This window comes from Bacteroides sp. L008 (assembly GCF_040812255.1).
GTDB lineage: Bacteria > Bacteroidota > Bacteroidia > Bacteroidales > Bacteroidaceae > Bacteroides > Bacteroides vicugnae.
The window spans coordinates 19,488-42,361 of sequence record NZ_JBFNXO010000003.1 but is presented as its reverse complement, the minus strand read 5'-3'; the positions used below and the strand labels follow the sequence as shown (position 1 = coordinate 42,361).

At 43.7% G+C, this 22,874-nt stretch carries 23 protein-coding genes; 11 read left to right on the top strand and 12 right to left on the bottom strand.

What is annotated here, in order from left to right; all coding sequences use genetic code 11:
• Positions 1 to 219: 219 nt before the first annotated feature.
• From AB3G73_RS24035 to AB3G73_RS24025, 3 genes are all read right to left on the bottom strand, one after another.
• Positions 220 to 849, bottom strand: coding sequence for a hypothetical protein (locus AB3G73_RS24035; RefSeq protein ID WP_148364470.1), 630 nt, complete (start codon positions 847 to 849; stop codon positions 220 to 222).
• A 111-nt stretch (positions 850 to 960) separates the two neighbouring features.
• Positions 961 to 2,349, bottom strand: a complete 1,389-nt coding sequence (locus AB3G73_RS24030; protein WP_259022498.1) for a sodium:alanine symporter family protein — start codon at positions 2,347 to 2,349, stop codon at positions 961 to 963.
• 46 nt (positions 2,350 to 2,395) lie between these two features.
• Complete coding sequence (locus tag AB3G73_RS24025; protein ID WP_195649198.1) at positions 2,396 to 3,043, bottom strand: helix-turn-helix domain-containing protein; 648 nt, start codon at positions 3,041 to 3,043, stop codon at positions 2,396 to 2,398.
• Positions 3,044 to 3,190: 147 nt separating this feature from the next.
• Between AB3G73_RS24025 and AB3G73_RS24020 the strand changes: the two genes are divergently transcribed.
• From AB3G73_RS24020 to AB3G73_RS24010, 3 genes are all read left to right on the top strand, one after another.
• Complete coding sequence (locus AB3G73_RS24020; protein ID WP_004301965.1) at positions 3,191 to 3,367, top strand: histone H1; 177 nt, start codon at positions 3,191 to 3,193, stop codon at positions 3,365 to 3,367.
• A 270-nt stretch (positions 3,368 to 3,637) separates the two neighbouring features.
• On the top strand, positions 3,638 to 4,906 hold the full coding sequence (locus AB3G73_RS24015; protein WP_004304808.1) for a putative DNA modification/repair radical SAM protein: 1,269 nt from the start codon (positions 3,638 to 3,640) through the stop codon (positions 4,904 to 4,906).
• Positions 4,907 to 5,063: 157 nt separating this feature from the next.
• Positions 5,064 to 5,840 carry a TIGR03915 family putative DNA repair protein gene (locus AB3G73_RS24010; RefSeq protein ID WP_148364579.1) on the top strand — a complete coding sequence of 259 codons (777 nt, stop codon included), beginning with the start codon at positions 5,064 to 5,066 and terminating at the stop codon, positions 5,838 to 5,840.
• Between the two features lie 32 nt (positions 5,841 to 5,872).
• Here the strand turns inward: AB3G73_RS24010 and AB3G73_RS24005 are convergent, their stop codons facing one another.
• Positions 5,873 to 6,541 (bottom strand): MgtC/SapB family protein, encoded by a 669-nt coding sequence (locus AB3G73_RS24005; protein WP_259022499.1) that lies wholly within the window; start codon positions 6,539 to 6,541, stop codon positions 5,873 to 5,875.
• A gap of 174 nt (positions 6,542 to 6,715) precedes the next feature.
• On the opposite strand from AB3G73_RS24005, the gene AB3G73_RS24000 reads away from it, so the two are divergent.
• Complete coding sequence (locus AB3G73_RS24000; protein WP_074637904.1) at positions 6,716 to 7,084, top strand: DUF2809 domain-containing protein; 369 nt, start codon at positions 6,716 to 6,718, stop codon at positions 7,082 to 7,084.
• A gap of 5 nt (positions 7,085 to 7,089) precedes the next feature.
• Here the strand turns inward: AB3G73_RS24000 and AB3G73_RS23995 are convergent, their stop codons facing one another.
• Positions 7,090 to 7,959 (bottom strand): ion transporter, encoded by an 870-nt coding sequence (locus AB3G73_RS23995; protein ID WP_320983054.1) that lies wholly within the window; start codon positions 7,957 to 7,959, stop codon positions 7,090 to 7,092.
• Between the two features lie 38 nt (positions 7,960 to 7,997).
• Complete coding sequence (locus tag AB3G73_RS23990; protein WP_195649200.1) at positions 7,998 to 8,978, bottom strand: lytic transglycosylase domain-containing protein; 981 nt, start codon at positions 8,976 to 8,978, stop codon at positions 7,998 to 8,000.
• A 130-nt stretch (positions 8,979 to 9,108) separates the two neighbouring features.
• Here AB3G73_RS23990 and AB3G73_RS23985 point away from each other — a divergent pair, with 130 nt between their 5' ends.
• The gene (locus tag AB3G73_RS23985; protein ID WP_148364475.1) at positions 9,109 to 10,422 is read left to right on the top strand and encodes a TIGR01777 family oxidoreductase; all 1,314 of its coding nucleotides are present in this window, start codon (positions 9,109 to 9,111) and stop codon (positions 10,420 to 10,422) included.
• 81 nt (positions 10,423 to 10,503) lie between these two features.
• Positions 10,504 to 10,767, top strand: a complete 264-nt coding sequence (locus AB3G73_RS23980) for a GNAT family N-acetyltransferase (protein WP_148364476.1) — start codon at positions 10,504 to 10,506, stop codon at positions 10,765 to 10,767.
• A gap of 41 nt (positions 10,768 to 10,808) precedes the next feature.
• Here AB3G73_RS23980 and AB3G73_RS23975 read toward each other — a convergent pair whose 3' ends face one another.
• The 4 genes from AB3G73_RS23975 to AB3G73_RS23960 form a co-directional block, all read right to left on the bottom strand.
• Positions 10,809 to 13,559 (bottom strand): hybrid sensor histidine kinase/response regulator, encoded by a 2,751-nt coding sequence (locus AB3G73_RS23975; protein WP_148364477.1) that lies wholly within the window; start codon positions 13,557 to 13,559, stop codon positions 10,809 to 10,811.
• 460 nt (positions 13,560 to 14,019) lie between these two features.
• Positions 14,020 to 14,286 (bottom strand): zinc ribbon domain-containing protein, encoded by a 267-nt coding sequence (locus tag AB3G73_RS23970; protein WP_217723144.1) that lies wholly within the window; start codon positions 14,284 to 14,286, stop codon positions 14,020 to 14,022.
• Between the two features lie 20 nt (positions 14,287 to 14,306).
• On the bottom strand, positions 14,307 to 15,032 hold the full coding sequence (locus AB3G73_RS23965) for an SDR family NAD(P)-dependent oxidoreductase (RefSeq protein ID WP_074557892.1): 726 nt from the start codon (positions 15,030 to 15,032) through the stop codon (positions 14,307 to 14,309).
• Between the two features lie 20 nt (positions 15,033 to 15,052).
• Entirely contained in the window at positions 15,053 to 15,352 is a 300-nt protein-coding gene (locus AB3G73_RS23960; protein ID WP_074557894.1) for a nitrous oxide-stimulated promoter family protein, read from the bottom strand.
• Between the two features lie 249 nt (positions 15,353 to 15,601).
• Between AB3G73_RS23960 and AB3G73_RS23955 the strand changes: the two genes are divergently transcribed.
• The 3 genes from AB3G73_RS23955 (at position 15,602) to AB3G73_RS23945 (ending at position 18,876) form a co-directional block, all read left to right on the top strand.
• Positions 15,602 to 17,107 carry a TrkH family potassium uptake protein gene (locus AB3G73_RS23955; protein WP_259022502.1) on the top strand — a complete coding sequence of 502 codons (1,506 nt, stop codon included), beginning with the start codon at positions 15,602 to 15,604 and terminating at the stop codon, positions 17,105 to 17,107.
• 78 nt (positions 17,108 to 17,185) lie between these two features.
• Positions 17,186 to 17,392: a hypothetical protein gene (locus AB3G73_RS23950; protein WP_148364480.1), complete on the top strand. Its 207-nt coding sequence runs from the start codon at positions 17,186 to 17,188 to the stop codon at positions 17,390 to 17,392.
• 122 nt (positions 17,393 to 17,514) lie between these two features.
• Entirely contained in the window at positions 17,515 to 18,876 is a 1,362-nt protein-coding gene (locus AB3G73_RS23945; RefSeq protein WP_148364481.1) for an MATE family efflux transporter, read from the top strand.
• On the opposite strand, the gene AB3G73_RS23940 is transcribed toward AB3G73_RS23945, so the two are convergent.
• Positions 18,873 to 20,576 (bottom strand): pseudouridine synthase, encoded by a 1,704-nt coding sequence (locus AB3G73_RS23940; protein ID WP_367745740.1) that lies wholly within the window; start codon positions 20,574 to 20,576, stop codon positions 18,873 to 18,875. The genes AB3G73_RS23945 and AB3G73_RS23940 overlap by 4 nt on opposite strands.
• Positions 20,577 to 20,651: 75 nt before the next feature.
• Here AB3G73_RS23940 and AB3G73_RS23935 point away from each other — a divergent pair, with 75 nt between their 5' ends.
• Together AB3G73_RS23935 and AB3G73_RS23930 are read left to right on the top strand one after the other, a co-directional pair.
• Positions 20,652 to 21,179 carry an SGNH/GDSL hydrolase family protein gene (locus AB3G73_RS23935; protein WP_367745738.1) on the top strand — a complete coding sequence of 176 codons (528 nt, stop codon included), beginning with the start codon at positions 20,652 to 20,654 and terminating at the stop codon, positions 21,177 to 21,179.
• A gap of 120 nt (positions 21,180 to 21,299) precedes the next feature.
• Entirely contained in the window at positions 21,300 to 21,764 is a 465-nt protein-coding gene (locus AB3G73_RS23930; RefSeq protein ID WP_004301986.1) for a MaoC family dehydratase, read from the top strand.
• Positions 21,765 to 21,879: 115 nt separating this feature from the next.
• Here the strand turns inward: AB3G73_RS23930 and AB3G73_RS23925 are convergent, their stop codons facing one another.
• The gene (locus AB3G73_RS23925) at positions 21,880 to 22,860 is read right to left on the bottom strand and encodes a linear amide C-N hydrolase (RefSeq protein ID WP_004304821.1); all 981 of its coding nucleotides are present in this window, start codon (positions 22,858 to 22,860) and stop codon (positions 21,880 to 21,882) included.
• Positions 22,861 to 22,874: the final 14 nt, after the last annotated feature.

The window sequence follows — 22,874 nt, the reverse complement described above, 5'->3', positions numbered from 1 at the left end:
ATCATACATTATTCACGCCGCACGGTCCCTTCGGCCTCGTCTGCATGGCGTCAAGTAGCCGGGCAGGCGCGGCCTTGATTTTTTCTTTTTGGTACTTTTTCTTTTGTATCAAGACAAAAGAAAAAAGTACATAAAGATAACAAAAAAAGCGGAGGTATAAAACCCCCGCTTTTTCTATCCTATTAATCTTTACGCTTTTCTAACATTTAAAGCGACTTGTTATTTCGTTTCCGTGTCATCATTCTTCCTTTTTGGTTCCTTCTTGGCAAGGAGAACAATATTATACACATAATCCGTCATCCACTGTTCCGAATATCCCAAACGCTCTTTGTATTGGCGGACAGCCGCAGCTGTTTTGTGCACATCATCAGCTTTCCACACGGTCTTGGTACAAACATCATGTACCGTTTTCTGTGTCATACCATACAAAGCCTTCTTGAAGATCGACGGCATACGGAACTTCCACTGCATCAGATTTCCCATCAACATCATCAGATCATTGGAAAATCCCTGATACATGAACAAATAAGATTGAATATCATTTTGAGTGCGGCAGTTCCGTTTCACGGAAGAGTCGATTTCCTTAAAGAAGTTCTCGTTCAACCCATAATCCTGCATCAGCATTTTGCGTGCAGCAGACTTTTCGGCCAATCCCAGTTTACCGTTTTGAGTAGGAACTTTAAACAAACGTTTGAAGTTAGCTACGTCCGGCAAGAAGCGGATATTAGTGATACCGAGGTTTGTGGCGATAACTGACTGGAAATATACCCGGGTCAGTGATATGAAATCTTCTACATTGCCGACTTTCGTTTCATCGGATTTTTTCTTGAATAAACCAAATAAGCCCATTGTTATCTCTACAATTTTATTATTTACAATTTACTATTTGAGCGTGTGGGAGGTATATAACATAACTACCATTTGTCAATTTGCGTGCAAAGGTACAAAAACAGTTGGTTTTCACCAACATTCCAAGTCCTTTTCGATGTCCGGCATTGTCTCTTTCTTAAAAACAGGGCTTTGGATGCCAACTTTCTTTTGCGCCCGGTAATCATTTAACAGACGGATAGCATATTTTCCGAGGAAAAGGATAGCGATCAGATTGCAGATAGCCATTAACGCCATCGTGACATCTGCCAGGCTCCATACCATATCCAATGTGGCAAGTGAACCGAAGAGCACCATACCACCCACCAATATCCTGTAACCATGAAGTACCCACTTCCGGTGAGTGATAAAGCGGATATTAGCCTCACCGTAATAATAATTTCCCAGAATACTGCTGAAAGCAAAAAAGAAAAGAGCAATGGCAACGAAGATACTGCCGGAAGAACCGATTTCGTTTGTCAACGCCTGTTGAGTCAGCTGCACTCCATTAGCCGAACCATCCAGAGGAGCACCACTAAAGAGGATGATAAAAGCCGTACAAGTACATATCAATAATGTATCTGTAAATACCGCCAAAGTCTGTATCAACCCTTGTTTTACGGGATGGCTGACATGAGCCGTAGCAGCCGCATTCGGAGCCGAACCCATACCGGCCTCATTACTGAAAAGTCCTCTCTTGATACCTTGCATTAATGCCATACCAACTCCTCCTGCCAATGCCTGCTCCCAACCGAAAGCATGGCTGACAATCAGTGCGATAACACCCGGTAAATGAGTGATATTGAGTACGACAATAACCAGTGCCAGCCCTACATATCCCAATGCCATAACAGGCACGATAATACTACTGACGCGGGCAATGCGTTGAATACCTCCAAAGATGATAAGCAATGTCAGCAAAGTCAGCACACCTCCCAATATAATATGATTGAATCCAAAGGCATGCTCTGCGGCGGCACAGATCGTATTACTCTGTACAGAATTGAAAGCAAACCCGAAAGTAATGCTTATTAATACGGCAAAAAGCATTCCCATCCACGGTTGTTTCAACCCTTTTTTCATATAATAAGCAGGTCCTCCAATGAATGAATCCTTTCCACGTATTTTGTATAATTGTCCCAAAGTAGACTCAATGAAAGCACTCGAAGCCCCTAACAGTGCGATGACCCACATCCAGAAAATAGCTCCGGGACCTCCGATGGCAATGGCAGTAGCCACTCCCGCAAGATTCCCCGTACCCACGCGACTGGCGATGGAAATAGCGAATGCCTGAAAAGAAGATACATGTTTCTCTCCCTGTTTTCCTTTGCCGGCGGATTCGCTTAACAGCACGATCATTTCCCGGATCATACGAAATTGCACAAAACGTGTCCGTATGCTGAACCAGACTGCACATCCTAATAACATGATAATTAGAATATACGTCCAAAGTATGTCGTTAATCTCGTTGATAAAAGTCATAGTTAAGTATTAAGTATAAAGTATTAAGTATTGGGGTTGTTTGTGGTTATTCGTCTTTTATTCGGAAGTAGAATTTATGATTTTCGAATACAGGTTCCACAATATCATAACGAACAAATTTGGCGAGCAGATGTTCAGCGGCACGTCGTGAAAGTCCGGTTTGGCGACAGTAACGGTTGAGTGAGAGTAAAGTTCCGTGTTCCAGTTGGTCGAGCAGGAGCTGTTCACGTTCGGTGTAGCGGATGAGTTCTCCACGGGGACTATCGCTCTGTTGCCATATGCGGAGATGTATGGGAGTTGCCAGAATATTTTCGTCCTTGATGCGGAGATAGGCTAGGGGCTTTCCGGCTTCGTCCTTGGCATAAACCGGTTTATGTGGAGTCTCTTCGATGGTTGCCACTAACACTTGCCGTCCTTCCACAATGTATGTTTGCAGAGAATATTCCACTTCCGGCACGCAATAAAGTTGTGCTGCGGCTTCAATCATATATTTTTCTTCTTCGGAGCGTACTCCTGCAATTTTACCATTGTCTTTAACGCCAATAAGTAATCGTCCTCCGTCCGTGTTGGCAAAAGCCGAAAGTGTTTTGGCAATTTTGCGTGCGTCGGAAATTTCGAATTTAAAATCCTGTTGCTGGTGCTCTCCTTCAGCAATCAGTGCATGTATATAATCGGTATCAGTAAGCGGTTTCATGGCTACAAAGGTAGGTAAAATTGATAAAAAGTCCTTTTTTTAGATATTTTTCGAAGATTATTTCAAAAAAAATATTGATTTTATGCTTTTATTTCGGGAAACAGTGTATTTTTGCGGCACATTATTAACGAAAAAAATAAAAGGATTATGAAAGAATTGGTAGAAAAGGTAGCAGCTCTTTATGCTGACTTCTCAAAAGATGCTAACGCACAGATCGAAAACGGTAACAAAGCAGCAGGAACTCGTGCTCGTAAGGCTTCTTTGGAAATCGAAAAAGCAATGAAAGAATTCCGTAAAGCATCTTTGGAAGCTTCTAAGAAATAATAGTTAGAAGACTACTAAGATATCAGAAAAAAGAGAGGGCATATCGTGAAGCGATATGCCCTCTTTTTGGTTTAATGTGGAATGAGTTTTAATTGTTTTAGTACAGATAGTGACAATTGTTTAAGTAGAAAGGGGTATCTTTGTATGTAGCAATTCATTGCATGACTCGTGAAGAAACGACTGATAAGGTTTTAATATAGTATTGATTCATATTGAATATCTATCTCAAATTAAATCGTATATTTGCGAAAAGAATCAAGATTGGGAATGATGAACGAAAACGTCTTAGCTAAACTGAAGATACTTGCAGAATCTGCCAAATACGATGTTTCCTGTTCTTCCAGTGGTACGGTGCGTTCCAATAAGCCGGGAACGCTGGGAAACACTGTGGGAGGATGGGGGATATGCCATAGTTTTGCCGAGGACGGGCGGTGTATCTCGCTATTGAAAATCATGCTTACCAATTATTGCATTTACGATTGTGCCTATTGCGTCAACCGCCGTAGCAACGATCTTCCCCGCGCTACTTTTTCCGTTTCGGAGTTGGTGGAGCTGACGATGGAATTCTACCGTCGTAATTATATCGAAGGGTTGTTTCTTAGTTCCGGAGTGGTCCGTAATCCGGACTATACCATGGAGAGACTTGTGCGTGTAGCCAAAGATTTGCGGCAAGTGTACCGTTTTAACGGTTATATCCATCTCAAGAGTATTCCCGGAGCCAGTCGCGAATTGGTGAATGAAGCCGGGTTGTATGCCGATCGCCTTAGTGTCAACGTCGAAATTCCCAAAGAAGAAAACCTGAAACTTCTGGCGCCGGAGAAGGATCACAAAAGCGTATTTGCTCCGATGAAATACATTCAACAAGGCGTGTTGGAGAGCAAAGAAGAACGGCAGAAGTTTCGCCACGCACCCCGTTTCGCACCTGCAGGACAAAGTACCCAAGTGATTGTGGGAGCTACCTCCGAATCAGATAAAGATATTCTTTTTCTTTCGTCGGCACTTTACGGGCGCCCTACCATGAAACGTGTCTATTACTCGGGCTACGTCTCTGTGAATACGTATGATAAGCGCCTTCCGGCATTGAAACAGCCGCCTTTAGTACGTGAAAACCGGCTCTATCAGGCTGACTGGTTATTGCGTTTTTATCAATTCAAGGTAGATGAAATTGTGGATGATTCCTATCCGGATCTCGATCTCGAGATAGACCCGAAACTCTCGTGGGCTTTGCGCCATCCCGAACAGTTCCCTGTCGACATTAATAAGGCGGACTACGAAATGTTGCTCCGTGTGCCGGGAGTAGGGGTGAAGTCTGCGAAACTAATTGTTGCTTCCCGTCGTTTTTCGCGGCTGGGATTTTATGAACTGAAGAAGATAGGAGTAGTAATGAAGAAAGCGCAATATTTCATCACTTGCAAAGAACTGCCTCTCCAGATGCAGACGGTGAACGAACTTTCTCCGCAACGGGTACGCAGTCTGTTGTTGCCGAAACCGAAAAAGAAAGTGGATGAGCGGCAGTTGTTGCTTGATTTTGGCGAATAAGAATAATTTACTATTAGACGATTTACTATTTACTATTTAAGTTAGCATTGTAAAATATCATGTATGCATCGGACGTTAATGATTTCAAAAGTGATACCAAGCGTAGATCGTCTAATAGTAACTTAAATAGTAAATTGTGAATTGTCTAATAGTAAATATGTTTAGTGTTTATATTTATGATAAAACCTTTGATGGGCTGCTGACGGCCGTGTTCGACGCCTATTTCCGCAAGACCTTTCCCGATGCTTTGCTGTCGGAAGGAGATGCTTTGCCTTTATTTTGTGATGAGCTGCATACGGTAGTGACCGATGAAGAAAAGGCCGGGCGTGTGTGGCGGGGATTGCAGAAGAAAGTTTCCTCTTCTGCTTTGGGTTGCCTCACGCAAAGTTGGCTGTCGGAACTTCCGGAAATAGGAATACTTATTTTTCGATATATCCGTAAAGCAATTGATGCACCCCGCTCTATTGAAACCAACTTTGGTGATCCGGATGTTTTGCAATTAGCGCAAATATGGAAAAAAGTGGATGGCGAACGTGTGCACTTGATGCAGTTTGTCCGTTTTCAGAAAGCTGCCGACGGTACATTCTTTGCCGCTTTCGAACCGCAGTATAATGCGCTCCCGCTGACCGTTCACCATTTCAAAGATCGTTTTGCCGATCAGAAGTGGATTATTTACGACATGAAACGCCGTTACGGATTTTATTATGATTTGCAGGAGGTGACGACTATCTCGTTTGATGATGACAGCCGTGAATCCCATTTGATTACGGGGATGCTGGACGAAAGCCTGATGGACAAGGATGAGAAGCTTTTCCAACAACTTTGGAAGACATATTTCAAGGCCATTTGTATCAAAGAACGCATGAATCCGAGAAAGCACAGGCAGGATATGCCTGTACGTTATTGGAAGTATTTGACGGAAAAGCAGAAGTAGATTTCCATTTTGGGAGAGGAGCGAAAGTCTGACTATTCAATTCGCTGCACCGTTACATCCGGAAATTCCTGTATCAGCGAAAGCAGATGCCCTTCATCATTATTTCGCTTCGACTTGATAACCATCGTAACCTGATAATATTCTGTTTCACCCGTGTGTTGCGTTTCCATCTCGTAAGAGACTATCAGGTAGTCTTTAGAGTTGAATCTGTCCGCTATCTGTTTCAGTATGTCTTTGTTGGGAGTTGAGAAAGAAACCATTGAGCTTTTCATTCCGATGCTTTTAAATAGATAGCTAAGTAGTTCCAGTCCGACGAGGGTCAATATCGTGGCGGCAATGCTGATGGTGTACATTCCTGCACCTACCGCCAGGCCGATACCTGCTGTTGCCCAGATCCCTGCGGCGGTAGTCAGTCCGCGTACAATCTGTTTTTGAAAGATGATGGTTCCTGCACCGATAAACCCGATACCGCTGACAACCTGTGCCGCCACCCGACTGGGATCAAGTGTGACACTACTTTCTTTTATAATTTCCTGAAATCCGTATTGGGAAACGATCATAATCAAAGCACTACCTAGCGACACGAGAAAATGAGTGCGATATCCGGCTTCTTTGGCACGGTATTCACGATCCAGTCCGATGATGGCTCCCAGTATTCCGGCAACCAATAAACGGATTACAAAATCCATATTCAACATCATGTGTTCAATCTCCTTTCTGTTTTTTATTGTTTGTGGAAAAATGCTTAGGACTATAAATATACAATTATTTCCCCTTTTTGTATCAATCATTTAGCAATATTTGAACGTATCCAATTCATTTTATCGTATATTCGCAGATTCAAATAAATGTTTAATCCCGCGACCGAGCAAATAATGAAGAAAAGATTTTTTTATATAATCAGCTTTCTGGTGATCTTCTGTATTGAGGTGTTGATAGCTTTGTATGTGCGCGACCGTTTCATACGTCCCTATGTCGGAGATATGCTGGTTGTAGTGCTGGTATATAGCTTTGTACGTATCTTTCTACCGACGGGGATTCCGCGGATGCCGTTTTATGTCTTTCTTTTTGCCTGTTTCGTAGAAGTGTTGCAATACTTCCAACTGGTGGAAACATTGGGCGTTACGAACCGTGTAGCCCGAATTGTGCTGGGTTCTACGTTCGATTGGGGAGATATTGCCTGCTATGCTGTGGGATGCGTTTTCATTGTCTTATTCGAGCATTTCGTCCGGCGTAGATCATAGAGGACTTATTTCTCTTCCGCTTTGGTTTCGGATGGGTCCAGGCTGTGGCCGCAATATTTGCAAAACTCTGCATTATCTTCGTGTCCGGAGCGATGGCAGTTGGGACATTCTTTGTCTCTCCTGCGTTTATACTCTTTCATCATGGAGGCAGATACGATACCTGTGGGTACGGCGATAATCGTGTAACCGATTAGCATGACACAGGCGGAAAGGAATTTTCCGAGGCCGGTGGCGGGAGTAATATCTCCATAACCTACGGTAGTCATGGTGACGATAGCCCAATAGATGCTGTTCGGGATATTGTTGAACTGGGAGTTGGGTTGCGTTCCTTCAATCATATACATTAGCGTTCCGATGGAAGTCACCAGAATGACGACAAACAAGAAGAACACTGCAATCTTCTTACTACTTTCACGCAAGGCAGTGAGCAGCCGTTCCCCCTCATTCAGAAAGTTGAAAAGCTTGAAGACGCGGAACACACGTATCAGGCGGAAGGCGCGGATGATGAGTAGATAGCGGGCGCCCGGAAAAAGCAGACCGATGTAAAGAGGCAACGTGGCCAATAGGTCTACGATACCGAAAAAGCTGAATACGTATTTCCGGGGACGGGGTGAACAGTAAATCCTCGTCAGATATTCGAAAGTAAAAAAGCCGGTGAAAAGGAACTCCATAATGACGAACGGAGTCGTCAGATAGGTGGGAAGTCCTTTCAGGCTTTCGATGATGACGAGCAATACGCTGACCAGAATACAGCCGATAAGAATCACGTCGAACAATTTCCCGGCAGGGGTGTCCGATTCGAAGATGATGACGTACAACTTTCGTTTCAGTTTCTCGTCATGCAAAAAAAAATGGATTCTTTCTTTCAGTTTCATATCAATAGTGTTTGGCCGGAATTAAAGAAAAAGCCTTTTTAGTCGATGACCCACTGTTTATTATAGGCAACGGTTTTTTGCGGGTTGTAATACATTCCCTCTTGTGTAGGAATATAGAGAATGTATGTCTTTCCGGTCTTGTTTTTCAATGAAGTGTCGCGCAGCCAGGGATTGGCATCACGGAGTTGGGCATAGGTGATTCCCTGTGACTTTGCGTAGTCGTTCAGATCGTCGATAGAAGTGTTGACGGTTACCTCTTTATAAGGAATAGGCGGATAGAGATGTTCCCGTTTCAAGAGGAATCCGTAACGTTGCGGGTTATTGAATATCTCTTTGGCTGCCAGCAGGCGAAACATATAGCGGGAAGTTTCCTCTACCAGCCATAAGTCCATGGCATGATTTGCCAACTGCTTTTCGAGTTGGGAGGAGATACGTCCCTGTCCGGCGTTATAGGCAGCGGAGACAGCCATCCAGTCGCCATATTTGGCATACGCTTGTTTGAAGTATTTGCAGGCGGCAACGGTTGCTTTTTCAATATGGTAACGCTCGTCTACGTTATCGTTCACTTCCAGCCCGAATTCCCGTCCGGTGGCAGGCATAAATTGCCACAGACCCGCTGCTCCTGCCGGAGAGCGTGCAATGTTGTTCAGGTTGCTTTCGATGACCATCAGGTATTTGAAGTCATCAGGAATGCCGTTTGCTTTCAGTATCGGTTCCACGATGGGGAAGTAACGGTTGGCACGCTTTATCAATAGCATGGTGGTGGAATGCATATAGGTGAAGGCCATCATCTCGCGGTCCATCCGTTCGCGGCGGTCGTAGCGCCGGAGATCAATCGTTTCCCCGTCGAAGGTGACTTGTGTGGGAACGGTAGGCGGAGTAACGCAATACGGCACTTCCGATTTAGCGGAATGTTGTTCGTTCACTTGGCTGCTGCCTGTCAATACAGGGATGGAAGCACCGATGCAAAATACTAATATAAGTGTAAGAATATAGTTGATTTTCATTCGTCTTTTCATTTTATAACCTTTTTGGATGCTTCAATGTTTAAGTCTACCTTGCAAAGATAACCTCATTTTGCCTTTTTCAAAGAACTTTTCTTGCATTTTATACGTTTTTCTAATAGAGTTAAATAAACAATGAATCAAGATGAATATAGCAATGACCGGAGCTACCGGATATATCGGTAAACATCTTTCTAATTATCTCACAGAAAAGGGCGGACACCGGATCATTCCTCTGGGAAGGTCGATGTTTCGCGAAGGTATGTCCGGTTATTTGATTCAGACATTGACCCATTGCGATGTTGTCATCAATCTGGCAGGTGCACCTATCAATAAGCGTTGGACACCGGAATATAAACAGGAGCTTTTCAATAGTCGTATTGTCGTAACCAATCGTATTATCCGCGCTTTGAACGCAGTCAAGACGAAACCGAAACTGATGATTTCGGCTTCCGCCGTAGGCTATTATCCTTCGGAAGCGGAGGTAGACGAATATACCCGTACCCGTGGAGAAGGCTTTCTGTCCGATCTTTGCTATGCGTGGGAAAAGGAAGCGAAACACTGTCCCGAACCTACCAGGCTCGTTATTACACGCTTCGGCGTAGTGCTTTCTCCGGACGGGGGAGCGATGCAGCAGATGCTTCGTCCTTTACAGGCCACAAAGATAGCCACCGCCATTGGTCCCGGTACGCAAGCTTTTCCATGGATATCGATACACGACCTTTGTCGTGCAATGGAATTCTTTATCACTCACGAAGAAACACGTGGTGTATACAACTTGGTTGCCCCGCAACAGATCTCGCAAAATGCTTTCACCCATGCGATGGGAAAGGCTTATCAGGCATGGACAACGATTGTGGTTCCTCAAAAAGTTTTCCGAATCTTATATGGTGAAGCTGCCTCTTTCCTGACTGCCGGTCAGAGAGTCCGCCCTACGCGTCTGACGGAAGCGGGATTTCATTTCTCCATTTCCAATGTCGAACGTCTTTTCAGAGGTACGGATCACAGTACGGTTACCTCTCTCGACCTGCACCGGTATATGGGACTCTGGTATGAAATAGCCCGTTACGAGAACCGTTTTGAACATGGACTTGTAGACGTCACGGCTACTTACACGCTTCGTCCCGACGGCATGATTCGTGTAGAGAACCGGGGATGCAAACGTAATTCTCCTTACGACATCTGCAAGACTGCCAACGGACACGCCAAGATACCCGATCCCGCACAGCCGGGTAAACTGAAAGTGTCTTTCTTCCTTAGCTTCTATTCTGACTATTACGTCTTGGAGCTGGATGAAGAGAATTATAACTATGCTTTGGTAGGTAGTAGTACCGATAAATATCTCTGGATACTAAGCCGTACACCTCAACTGCCGGAAGCAATCAAGAAGAAACTCGTCACCGTTGCCGAACGCCGTGGATATGATACGAGTCAGTTGAAGTGGATTGACCAACTCTAATCCCAATCCCTGCTAATAACCCAAGATTATTTTGCAAGAGTACTCAACGAACAATAAGCCAACTTTAAAGTAACAGAAATTATGGATTACGAAATTATTCATCAGCCCGAACAAAAATTGTTCAAGACAGAAGTAGACGGTCGCACCGCCTTTGTAGAATATCGCCTGATAGGTGATTCTCTTGATATTATCCATACAATTGTACCCCGTCCGGTAGAAGGCCGCGGAATAGCTGCTGCACTGGTGAAAGCTGCTTACGGCTACGCATTGGCCAACGGGATGAAACCGAAAGCAACCTGCTCGTATGCGGTGAAATGGTTAGAACGCCATCCGGAACTGGTATAAACCGTTGTCCGGATGACGTTATCAGAATTGTTTGTGCTTTACTAATATTTGGTAGAAAAAAGTTCTAATAGTTGGCTTTTGTTTAATGGTTTTGTGAGGAATGCATTACAACCTGCCTCCATGGCACTCGCTCTGTCAGAATCGAATGCGTAAGCTGTCAAGGCGATAATCGGAATTTTGGTATTGAATTCCCTGATTTTCCGTACCGCTTCGAGTCCTCCCATGATCGGCATCTTCATATCCATGAGGATGATGTCATACTGTTCGTTACGTATCTTCTCAAGAGCTTCCACTCCATTTTTTACTCGTGTAAGATTATACTTGAAGAGAATGTGCTGCACTAAAGAAAAGTTGCTGTCATTGTCTTCGGCAATCAGTACTTTGAAAACCTTCTTATTGATATCGCTCAATGAAGGAAGTGGCGGAACGGAAACCGACGGTCCGGATATTTTTTTGTTTTCCTGGGCCATGTCAGTCCCCTGTGTATCTGTAGTACAAGGAACCCATGCCCAAAAAGTGGAACCGATACCGGGCTTGGAAGTGAACCCGATCTTTCCTCCTGCACCTTCTATGATTGCTCTGGAAATGGCCAGGCCGAGTCCTGTGCCTTGCGCAAATTCGTTAAGCTTCTGAAAACGTCCGAACACCCTGTCCTGCACTTCTATCGGAATACCGACACCCGAGTCCTGCACGTAGAAACGGATTCCTTCGTTTTCTATGCTATATCCCATTTTGATGAATCCCTCTTGAGTGCACTTCACCGCATTGGTGAGGAAATTCATCCATACCTGTTTAAGACGGTTGGCATCCAGAAATATCCAGCAGTCCGCATAAGGATTATCTACGAAGACCTTTACGTCAGGATTGGTGATTTTCTGTTGAATCATCATGTATAGTTCATTGCAGGTCTTGGACAGATTGAATTTCTCTCTCTTACGTTCGAGGATGCCTGATTCAATTTTGGAAAGGTCGAGAATATCATTAATGAGCCGCAACAATAATTCATTGTTGGATTCGATGATATTCATGTATTCTTCTTTTTCTTCCGGATTATCGCAATGCACCATTAAGCCGGAGAAGCCGACAATGGCATTCAGGGGTGTACGTATTTCATGGCTCATGTTGGCAAGGAATGCTGATTTGAGCCGGTCGGAAAGTTCTGCCTTCTCTTTCAGCTCTTTCAGTTCCTGTGCCATCTTTTCCCACTTCGTGTTGTTGAACTTTATGCCGGTGTAGCGGGTGACGTTTCCTTTCTTGTCTCTTTCAACCGGAATACCGGTTACTATCAGAGTTTGCCACTCTACATCCCATTTACTTTTGGAGCGGTACTGGAAACTGAACTCTTTATCTGTCCGTTGGAGCATATGCTCGATGTATTTGCCGATACAGTCCAAGTCCTCCGGGTGAGCCACTTCCATGTAATCGTTCGGGGTGATGGCTCTTTCCGGATGATAATCGTTTACCGGGTCATTGAATGCTTTGAACTGTCTGGTCATGACATCGAAATCCCAGTAAGACATTCCGATAGTCTTGAAAGTAAGTTCCATTTTGTAATTTCGTTCCTTTACTTCCTCGTCCAGTTGGTGAAGTTTGGATATATTTTGCCGGAATCCCGTGAAACGTATGTTATTGCCGTATTCGTCTTTCTCGAACGGTACGCCCAGAATATTGCAATATTGCCATGAATTATCATATTTAGTTTGCATGCGACAGGTGAAATTGATGGTCACTTCTTTTCCCGAAAGCATGGATTGCATAGCGTCGTAGACAACAGACCGGTCGTCGGGGTGTATGACTTCCAGATACTCTGTAATGGTGAGAAGTTTGTCGCTTGCATAATCATTGATAGGATCGTGGTAAGATTCGAACTTACAGGTACGTACATCGAAATCCCAGTGAACGATATTGCTCACCTGCATGGCAAGTTCGCGTTTGGCTATCAGTTCCTGTGTTTTCTTTACCATTTCCAGTTTCTCGGTAATGTCCAATTGCGTTCCGATAATCAATAACTTCCCCATATGTTCGGAGGACAGGCGCATTCTGCTCTCATAGTGGCGATATTGTTTTTCGGCCTCATTGTAGGCGCGTAATGTGATTTGTCCGTTTTCGATCTCCTTATTTATTAGCTGTGAGAACACGACTCTCAACTGGTCACGGTCTTGCGGATGCAATATATTTAATACTTCCTCCAGAGTCATTCCTTTTTTGACAATGGATGTTCCATACAATGAGTTGAATGTTTTTTTGCGGACATCGTATACCCAGGAAGACATATTGGCGGCTTCCATTGCCATTTCCAGATTTTTCTTGTTTTCTTCTGTCCGGAATTCTGTTTCTCTGACCGCTGTCTTGTCATTGGAGAGCAGCATATGTCCGATGATATCTCCCGCTTTATTCCGTAAAGGAACTAACTGGACTTCGAAGATCATGCTATTTTTGTTGTAAGTAGCAAAATACTCGTCTTCATTGATGCGGTTGAAATCATATTCAAATTCCAGCGTCATGTTTTCCTCACCGCTTTGTATTCTGGCTTTGAGCTGGTCATCCATGTAAGGGCTGGAAAACAGGTTGACGACACCTACGACTGCACTCCGGTCGCTGACTCCGTACATTTTCAATGCGTGATCATTGATGAAACGTAAAATTCCGTCTGTATCATACATTTCTATGCTTATCGGTATATGGGCATATATACCTTCCGCAAACAGAATTTGTTCGTGCATCAATTCAGTTATTCCTTGTTCAAAGATTGTCTGGCTGTTTTCACTGGGAAGAATCTCCTTTTCATTCATTTTTATTGTTATTTATTTTTGTCTGTCGAATCAAATGGGTAATTGGGTTGTAGAGTGTATGTACATCGTTTCTTAACCACCGTAGCATGCTTCTATATACAAATGTAATAAAAATAATAAGAAAAAAGGAATTAATGAACGGAAAAGCTGAAGTTATGAACGATTGCGTTTGTGCCCAATTTTATAGATATATTTCCTGTTTACTAACATATCTCTTGGATTACGGTATAATTGTGGAAAAAAGAAAGGGAATCTGCCGCTTAGTGTTTTTTATGAATGATATTTTTTTGTGGATAATTTTAGAATTTAGGCTTGTATGCAGATAGTACGCACGTTGATACGTACATGAAATATAGAATTTGAAAGAATTTGTTTATAGCGGGGGAGAGAATGGTTGTACATGGTTTTATATAAACTTTCAGAGATAAATGTATCTCTGAAAGTTTATATTTATTACATTTTATTTCCACCTCTTCAACTGTGGAAAGTACTCTTTCATCGCTTTCCGTGCTTCCTCCACCGTGTATTTTACTTTCGAATCTTTATTGAACTCGTTAAGAAAATTTAGATTATGTTCGATCATCTCGTCCATGGTGCACTCTTTCGTGAAATGTCCGTCCGCATAGCAATAGTGGCAATAATCTTCGTTCTTGCTACCATTTGCTTCTTTTCCAAAAGTTGAGTCGTCTATCGGCATACCGCAACTTTGACAAAATTTTTGTTCCATTTTTTAGTTAGATTATAAGTTTATGTTACAGGCAATCGTTTCCACATCCAACGGGGAATCATTTTCCAGAAAAAGACCAGTATCCGGTAGCGCCAGTCGATCACCACTATCCGTTGTTTCCGCTCCAGTGACCAGGCAATGTGGCGTCCCACTTTGGCTGCGTCCATCAACATCGGATAATGTTTTCCGTCATTCAGCAAATCGGTGGCAACAAATCCGGGACGGATATCGGTAAAACGGATATTTAGTTTTTGTAAATATGAAAGTTGTTCGAGAGCATCTATGTAAGTGTTCTGGAAACGTTTGGTGGCAGAGTAGGCAGGAGCCACCCCAAGCCCTTTCGTTCCCGCGATGGAGCTGATGACTGCCAGGTGGCCGCCTCCGTTTTTCCTGAAATAGATGAAAGCGGTATCCACCATGCGGATAAATCCCTCAACATTGGTGTATGCCGTGTTCAGTTCCACCTCCATATTTAGCTCCGTATTTTGGAAACCGATGCCCGAACTAAGAAGAAACAAATCCATGCCGCCCACCTTGTCGATGAGCATATTCAATTTCTCGCCTGCATCTTCCTGTGTTACGTCCAACGCTTGAATCTGAATCTGATCCGGTGCTGCCCGTTGCAGGTTTTCGAGAGCGGATTGCCGTCTGCCGGCTACTCCGATTTGCCATCCATCCAGTAACAGACATTTTGCAACTTCTTGTCCGATGCCGGAGGTAGCGCCAATGATAATGGCTTTTTTCATTACTGATTTTTTTTAGTAAGTTATAGGTTCAATAAATGTCGTATGGCCTGCCAGGGTGCATAAAGCAACATCCTCGGTCCGGAGAAACGCATCACTTGCCGCATTCGTTCGCGCATGGCAGGCTTGTAGCAATGTACGGTGCATTCCTTGCATGCCCCCTTTTTCTCTCCAAACGGACAATGGTCGAGACGGGCATGGGCATAGCGAAGCAACTCTTCACAGTCGGCACAAAGAACTGTATTTTTTTCTTTTTTCCGGCAATAGAGGCGGATCATCAATTCTACTGTTTTCTTTTCACGTTCAATGTGTGATGCTGTCATCTCTTTCTTTTTACACTTTGAAGTGACAAAGATAGCGAAGATTATGCAGAAATACAGGCGTATTCTGTTAAAATACACCTTCTTCTTTTTTCTAATTTGAAAATCACCCTTTCATTTTGGTAGGGTATTTAGAGATTACTTTTTCATAATGAAAAAAATATTGCATTGATTATAAGCGAATTATCTGCATCCTTTTCATTTTGGCATACTCTTGGCTATGAGGGGAGCATACAAGATAATTCATGAGTTATGGAAGAGTACATTTCAGATAACAGTCTGTATATTCGGAGTAAGAATAATAGCATGATCAACCGGAAGATGATAGGGCGTGTGCTGGGTATGTTGCTATTCATCGAATTGGGGATGTTTTTACTTTGTGCCGGAGTGTCGGCCGGTTACGGGGAAAGTGATTATAAATACTTTCTTTATACCTGTGTCATCAATGCTGTGGTAGGCGGATTGTTACTGCTCTACGGACGGGGAGCGGAGAATAAGATGAGCCGGAGAGACGGATATTGTGTAGTCACTCTTTCATGGGTGTTTTTTACCTCTTTCGGCATGCTTCCTTTTTATTTCAGCGGAAGCATTGATACGATAACCAATGCCTTTTTCGAAACCATGTCCGGGTTTACCACCACAGGAGCCACCATTCTCGATGATATTGAATCCCTTTCCCACGGTATGCTTTTCTGGCGAAGCCTGACGCAATGGATCGGTGGTTTGGGGATTGTGTTTTTCACGATTGCCATTCTTCCTATCTTTACCACCGGAGGAGTGCAACTCTTCTCTGCTGAATCTACGGGAGTGACACACGATCGTACCCATCCGAAAATCAATGTTATGGCCAAGTGGTTATGGACCATTTATCTGGTACTGACTATTTCGGAAACTGTTTTATTGATGTTTGGGGGCATGAGCTTGTTTGATGCCATTTGCCAGTCGTTTGCCACTACTGCTACGGGTGGATATTCTACGAAGCAGAACAGTATTTCTTACTGGAATTCTCCGTATATAGAATATGTGGTGGCTATCTTTATGATTGTTTCCAGTATCAACTTCTCTTTGTTTCTGATGTGTTTGAAAGGAAAAGTCAGTCGTTTGTTCAAAGATGAAGAGTTGCACTGGTTCCTGGCGTCGGTGGGTATTTTGACTTTCCTTATCACATTGGCACTTGTCTTTCAAAATCATTACGACTGGGAGCAGGCTTTCCGGAAAGCATTGTTCCAAGTGTCTACGGTGCATACTTCCTGCGGTTTTGCCACGGACGATTATAATATGTGGCCTCCTTTCACGTGGTTGTTATTGTTTATTGCGATGCTTTCGGGGGGATGTACGGGGTCTACCAGTGGAGGTATCAAGAATATGCGGTTGCTGATTGTGGCACGTGCCATCCGGAATGAGTTCAAGCATCTGCTCCATCCGAATGCCGTGCTTCCCGTTCGTATTAATAAGCAGACGGTGTCTTCTTCTATCGTAACTACCGTACTGATTTTCTTTGCTTTTTATTTGGTCCTGATTCTGATTGGGTGGACGGTTCTCTTGTTTTTGGGAGTTGGCTTTACCGAGTCCGTCAGTACGGTTATTTCGAGTATAGGCAATGTCGGTCCGGGATTGGGAACTTGCGGACCTGCATTTTCATGGAATTCTTTACCTGATCCGGCAAAGTGGATACTCTCTTTTCTGATGCTGGTGGGACGTCTGGAGCTGTTTAGCGTACTCCTGTTGTTTTATCCGGGATTCTGGAAGAATAGATAAACAGTAAATCATGAGCGGGCTTCTTAAACTTCTTAGAAAGAGCTTGTTGTTGACGGAAACAATCTGTATCTTTGCGGCATGAAAAAGTTATTGTGTCCGCAATGCAAGATTGCAGCTATGTATGTGAAGAATGGACAAGGTGAAAGGCTGCTGGTTTATGTGCTCGAAGATGGTGAAGTGGTTCCCAAATATCCGGAAGATTCGGTGGAGGGGTTCGATTTGACAGAAGTCTTCTGCTTGGGATGCTCGTGGCATGGTTCACCTAAACGGTTGGTGAAACGATAGACCGGGGTATTCATACTCTCATACTCATTTATTGATTTATGTCAACTAAAAGAGGAACGCAAATCGAGAACTAATTCCTTGAATTTTCCGTATCTTTGCGCCCAATTTTGGAACATAGACGTATGGCAACTTCTAAAGAAATGACGGCAGGGCCGGCATTACCTCTCATTTTAAAGTTCACATTGCCGCTTTTACTCGGCAATCTCTTACAACAAACGTATTCGCTTGTTGATGCTGCAATTGTAGGAAAGTTTTTGGGAATTAACGCGTTAGCTTCTGTGGGAGCCAGTACATCGGTTGTTTTCCTGATTCTCGGATTCTGTAATGGATGTTGCGGAGGTTTCGGGATTCCCGTTGCGCAGAAGTTTGGTGCACGAGATTACAGTACGATGCGCAGTTACGTTTCCGTCAGTTTGAAGCTGGCAGCAGGGATGTCTGTGGTCATTGCTCTTGTTACCAGTCTCTTTTGTGCGGACATACTCCGAATCATGCGCACACCGGAGAATATTTTCGAAGGAGCTTATGCTTATTTGCTTGTAACGTTTATCGGTGTTCCTTTCACTTTCTTCTATAATCTTCTTTCAAGCATCATCCGTGCGTTGGGAGACAGTAAGACGCCTTTCTGGTTTTTGCTGTTCGCTGCTGTTCTGAATATCATTCTCGACTTGTTCTGTATTCTGGTACTCGGCTGGGGAGTGGCGGGAGCTGCCATTGCTACTGTCTTTTCGCAGGGGCTGTCGGCTGTCCTTTGTTATATTTATATGTACCGGAAGTTTGAAATATTGCAGGGTAGTCCGAAAGAACGCCGGTTTCAGGCGAAACTGGCAAAGACATTGCTTTACATCGGTGTGCCTATGGGATTACAGTTCTCTATCACGGCTATCGGCAGTATCATGCTTCAGAGTGCGAATAATGCGTTGGGAACGGCGTGTGTGGCTGCTTTTACATCTGCCATGCGAATCAAAATGTTCTTTATCTGTACGTTCGAAAGTCTGGGAATTGCGATGGCTACATATAGCGGACAGAATTATGGGGCGGGGAAACCGGAACGTATCTGGTTGGGAATCAAGGCGAGTGCTTTGATGATGATCGTTTATGCGGCATTTACGTTCGTTCTTCTGATGGTGGGAGCCAGATATTTCGCGTTGATCTTTGTAGATCCGTCAGAAACGGAAATTCTGTTGGATACCGAGCTATTCCTGCATATCTCCTGTATGTTCTTCCCGATGCTTGGATTGTTGTGCATCCTGCGCTACACGATTCAGGGAGTGGGATATACCAATCTTGCCATGTTTTCGGGAGTGGCGGAGATGATTGCGCGTATTCTTGTCAGCATTTACGCTGTGCCTGCATTCGGCTTTGTTGCTGTCTGCTACGGTGATCCGATGGCTTGGATAGCGGCAGACTTGTTCCTCGTGCCGGCATTTATCTACGTTTATCGCAGGTTGAAAAAGCAGGTGTTCACAAGCACGGTTGCAGCTTAGAAGTCGTCCTCTTTCTGTATGCATAGAATCTTTCCGCTGATGGGATGACGGAATTCTATATATTCGGCGTGGAGGTATAACCTGTCCGCTTTCTTTCCATAAAGTTCATCCCCAAGAATGGGGCAACCCAATCCCTCCGGATGGGCGGCGTGTACCCGTAATTGGTGTGTTCGTCCGGTCAACGGATAGAAAGTAATCCGGGTATATTTTTCGGATTCACTGATGATCCGGTATTCTGTAATCGCTTCTTTCCCATGTTCTCTACTGACGATTTGCCGGGGGCGGTCGAGGGGATTCAAACAGAGAGGAAGGTTGATTCTTCCTGCTCTTCCAAATGGTAGTGTTGTCTTTTCCGTTGATACTGTCTTCTCTGTTCTTGCTGTTACCCCATCCAATACAGCGGTATAGCGTTTCTTGATACTTCTGTCAGCAAATTGTGCTTGTAAATGTTGATGTACCTCTTTCGTTTTCGCTACGAGCAATAATCCGGAAGTTGCCATATCGAGGCGATGTACAATCATAGGTCCGGTGGCATCGGGATACTTCTTTTTCAGGCGATGATAGACTGAATCTCTGTCCTCCGCCTTTCCCGGAACGGATAACATTCCTGCCGGTTTATTGACTACTACTAGCCATTCATCTTCATATACGATTTCCAGTTCTTCATCCTCATGGATGGAGTTTAGCAGCGGATTCTCGTCTACTTCCAGTCCTTGCAACATGTGCAGCAAAATAGGTTCACACTTTCCTTTGCAGGAAGGATAATAATATCCGTGATGCCGGATTTCGTTTTTAGGAGAGTCTCCCCACCAAAATTCGGCCATAGCCAATGGCTTTAATTGATGAAGATACGCATATTGCAACAATTTAGGCAAAGCACATTCACCCGCACCGGCAGGAGGAACTTTCTGAACTGTCTGTTCGAAGATAGTGTATAGGTCTTTCACTTCTCCTCTGGCATTCAGCATCCGGAACTGCTCGAACAACTTTCTTTGCAAGGCTGCCGAACGTTCCTTCCGTTCGGTTTTCAGTTGTTCTATTTCAGTCTCGAAGTGTCTTGTTTCCGTTTCGAGTTCTTCCAATCGTTTCTTCCATTCTTTTTCCAGTCGTTTGTATTCCGCTTTCTGGTATTGGCTTTCCCGGATCAGGGAGGCTTGTTCCTCTTCGGAAAGGGCGGAGGATGATTGGCGGCGAATCTCTCTCGCCTCCTTTGCTGCTTTGAGTGCTGCTTTGGCCTGATTCAAAATAGCTTTAGCCTGTTCTGTTCCCGTCTTCCACTTTTCTTTTGAATCGAGATAAGAACGACTGTTTTCTAATTCACGAATACGGATATTGATGGAAGATATTTGTTCTTCTTCCATTTTGAAGAATCCTTCCGGTTGCAATAAGTCGTAGACAGGAGGGACAAAATAAGGATGCAGATTCTTCCCTGCCAGATTGCCGGAGAAAGCAGCGAGATAACCAATTTCATTGACCGCTTCTTTTTTTGTAGTCTCTTGCTTATTCTCTTTTTGTACAATCAACACCCCGAACATTTTTCCGAAAGCTAACTCTTCTTTCCATTCTTCTCGGCTCGCGATATATTCTTTCACTTCTTCCGCTGCCAACACGCACAATGGATGAGGCGTATAGTGGAAAGGATAAGTGAATTTATCCGGTAACTCAAGGTGAGAAATAGGTTGCTTGAAAAAATGTATCATCGGTTTATATATATGAATGAATGTGATTACCTTTGCAAAAGTAAAGTAAATCCGTGAATTATTGAATGAAGTAACATGAATAGAATGGGAGAGAAACCTAAATTTGCCTTTCTTGGCAACAGTCACATGGCATTTTGGGCATTGGATGTCTACTTTCCTTCATGGGAATGTCTGAACTATGGTGCTCCCGGTGAAGGACTGGCTTATGTGGAGTCTTTTACCGTAGACACTTCCGATTGCCAAGTCGTCATTCAATTCGGAACCAATGATATTTATCGGTTGAATGATGAAAATATGGACGATTATGTGGAACGTTATGTAAAAGCGGTTCTTGCCATCCCTTCACTGAAAACATATCTTTTCTGTATTTTTCCACGTAATGATTACGATGATTACAGTACGGCTGTGAATCAATTCATTCGTGTCCTTAACCAGAAGATATACGAGAAATTGCAGGGGACGGACATTGTCTATCTCGATGTTTTCGACCGTTTGTTGCTGGATGGCAGGCTGAATCCGGAGTTGACTCTCGACGATTTACATTTGAATGGCAAGGGTTACAGTATTTTGTCAGAAGCACTGAAACGGGCTTCCGGTTTGTAAAACATACCTAAATACTTCATTCCTTGCTTTTATTTATAAATTTGGTGGCATATCAGTTTATTTTTCCTATTTTTGTCCCCAATTTAATAGTAAATAACCCCCATAAAAACGATAAGACTTATGGAAAAAGTAATTATCAATTCGTATGAAGAATTTGAAAAACTAGTAGGCCAACAGATAGGTGTTTCCGATTATGTGGAACTCTCGCAGGAACGTATTAATCTTTTTGCTGATGCAACGCTGGATCATCAATGGATTCATGTAGATACGGAACGTGCGAAAGTAGACAGCCCTTATCATAGCACGATTGCTCATGGCTACCTGACATTGTCTATGCTTCCTTATCTGTGGAATCAGATTATACAGGTAAATAACCTGAAGATGATGATTAACTACGGTATGGATAAGATGAAATTCGGTCAGGCTGTATTGTCAGGACAGAGCGTGCGTCTGGTGACTACTTTGCACTCACTGACCAATCTGCGTGGTGTGGCAAAAGCAGAAATTAAGTTTGCTATCGAAATAAAAGACCAACCGAAGAAGGCGCTGGAAGGAATTGCTGTATTCCTTTATTATTTCAATTAATGGCAAGCTGTTAAAGAAACAGATTTTATCCCCGGAAATGATCGAAATACGTCTCAAGAGTTAGATACAAAAACTTTTTGGGTGTGCTTCAGACGGATCGTTTCCGGGGATAATTTTATCCTTTTACTCCCATAAATCTGAACGGCTGTGCCGGTTGAAACTCTTTCGTTGCATTTCCATGATAAGTTTCACCGTTGGCGATAGACAATTTGAGTACCGGAGCTCCTTCCGACAAGTCTGTTTCCCGCAGATTTACCCAGAATGTATTAGGTGTCAGACTTGATTCGAAGAAGTAGAGCAGATTCTTACTATCCGATACCGTTCTCCATTGTGTGGTGGAAATTTCCGGAAATTCGGGAGTGGATATGCCATAAGGAACAGAAGTATTACGGATAACGCTGAATACACTTGCCACGGCTATCCTCACATCATCTGTTGGGGGCAGGGCATTGATATAAAAACTGGCTCTTGCAAAACGGTCGGACGGTCGGTTGGTTCCGGGCAGGAAGCTCAATCCTCCTATTGATTTCCAGTATTCGTTTAGTGCCAGTTGTTTGTTGTAGGTAGGGGAGTTGGTCATCACTTTGTACTCCTTGCTGTGGTAGACAGTCAGCTTTCCGCCCGTATATTCGAATATCGCACAATCACTTGTTGCATCGGAAATTGATAAATGCAAGGTTGCCAGGCGGGAACCATCCGGCATCATGTCCGATACCACTTGGAAAGTATTCTCATCGATGAAAGCGACGGCCTCTTCTACGTTGGCGAAGTTATCCAGCATATATTGTACCCATGCGGTAATGGCAAGTCCCGGTTTAGTTTGATCTCTGACCGGATACTCCGTTTCGGGCAGCCACAGCAGATTGGCAACCAACCCTTTTTCATTCATCCCATCTGTACTGGCAATCTCGAAAGCCGAAGTTACCACACTGCCATACTTGGAAGTCCATTTCAGGGAGTTGGCTCCCGTTTCTCCATTTCTTTCCATACCTTTGGGAAATACCCAAAGATTACTGTGCATTTCTGTTTTCCAATCCATAGACCGGCCGGTTGCCACCATTCCATTTTTTCCCGAATAAACGACTCTTGTACACATAATTTTAATTTCTA

Coding starts and splice junctions, on each gene's coding strand:
- AB3G73_RS24035 (WP_148364470.1), bottom strand. CDS start 849: ATGGGCTTATTTGGTTTATTCAAGAAAAAATCCGATGAAACGAAAGTC.
- AB3G73_RS24030 (WP_259022498.1), bottom strand. CDS start 2,349: ATGACTTTTATCAACGAGATTAACGACATACTTTGGACGTATATTCTA.
- AB3G73_RS24025 (WP_195649198.1), bottom strand. CDS start 3,043: ATGAAACCGCTTACTGATACCGATTATATACATGCACTGATTGCTGAA.
- AB3G73_RS24020 (WP_004301965.1), top strand. CDS start 3,191: ATGAAAGAATTGGTAGAAAAGGTAGCAGCTCTTTATGCTGACTTCTCA.
- AB3G73_RS24015 (WP_004304808.1), top strand. CDS start 3,638: ATGAACGAAAACGTCTTAGCTAAACTGAAGATACTTGCAGAATCTGCC.
- AB3G73_RS24010 (WP_148364579.1), top strand. CDS start 5,064: ATGTTTAGTGTTTATATTTATGATAAAACCTTTGATGGGCTGCTGACG.
- AB3G73_RS24005 (WP_259022499.1), bottom strand. CDS start 6,541: ATGATGTTGAATATGGATTTTGTAATCCGTTTATTGGTTGCCGGAATA.
- AB3G73_RS24000 (WP_074637904.1), top strand. CDS start 6,716: ATGAAGAAAAGATTTTTTTATATAATCAGCTTTCTGGTGATCTTCTGT.
- AB3G73_RS23995 (WP_320983054.1), bottom strand. CDS start 7,959: ATGAAACTGAAAGAAAGAATCCATTTTTTTTTGCATGACGAGAAACTG.
- AB3G73_RS23990 (WP_195649200.1), bottom strand. CDS start 8,978: ATGAAAAGACGAATGAAAATCAACTATATTCTTACACTTATATTAGTA.
- AB3G73_RS23985 (WP_148364475.1), top strand. CDS start 9,109: ATGAATATAGCAATGACCGGAGCTACCGGATATATCGGTAAACATCTT.
- AB3G73_RS23980 (WP_148364476.1), top strand. CDS start 10,504: ATGGATTACGAAATTATTCATCAGCCCGAACAAAAATTGTTCAAGACA.
- AB3G73_RS23975 (WP_148364477.1), bottom strand. CDS start 13,559: ATGAATGAAAAGGAGATTCTTCCCAGTGAAAACAGCCAGACAATCTTT.
- AB3G73_RS23970 (WP_217723144.1), bottom strand. CDS start 14,286: ATGGAACAAAAATTTTGTCAAAGTTGCGGTATGCCGATAGACGACTCA.
- AB3G73_RS23965 (WP_074557892.1), bottom strand. CDS start 15,032: ATGAAAAAAGCCATTATCATTGGCGCTACCTCCGGCATCGGACAAGAA.
- AB3G73_RS23960 (WP_074557894.1), bottom strand. CDS start 15,352: ATGACAGCATCACACATTGAACGTGAAAAGAAAACAGTAGAATTGATG.
- AB3G73_RS23955 (WP_259022502.1), top strand. CDS start 15,602: ATGGAAGAGTACATTTCAGATAACAGTCTGTATATTCGGAGTAAGAAT.
- AB3G73_RS23950 (WP_148364480.1), top strand. CDS start 17,186: ATGAAAAAGTTATTGTGTCCGCAATGCAAGATTGCAGCTATGTATGTG.
- AB3G73_RS23945 (WP_148364481.1), top strand. CDS start 17,515: ATGGCAACTTCTAAAGAAATGACGGCAGGGCCGGCATTACCTCTCATT.
- AB3G73_RS23940 (WP_367745740.1), bottom strand. CDS start 20,576: ATGATACATTTTTTCAAGCAACCTATTTCTCACCTTGAGTTACCGGAT.
- AB3G73_RS23935 (WP_367745738.1), top strand. CDS start 20,652: ATGAATAGAATGGGAGAGAAACCTAAATTTGCCTTTCTTGGCAACAGT.
- AB3G73_RS23930 (WP_004301986.1), top strand. CDS start 21,300: ATGGAAAAAGTAATTATCAATTCGTATGAAGAATTTGAAAAACTAGTA.
- AB3G73_RS23925 (WP_004304821.1), bottom strand. CDS start 22,860: ATGTGTACAAGAGTCGTTTATTCGGGAAAAAATGGAATGGTGGCAACC.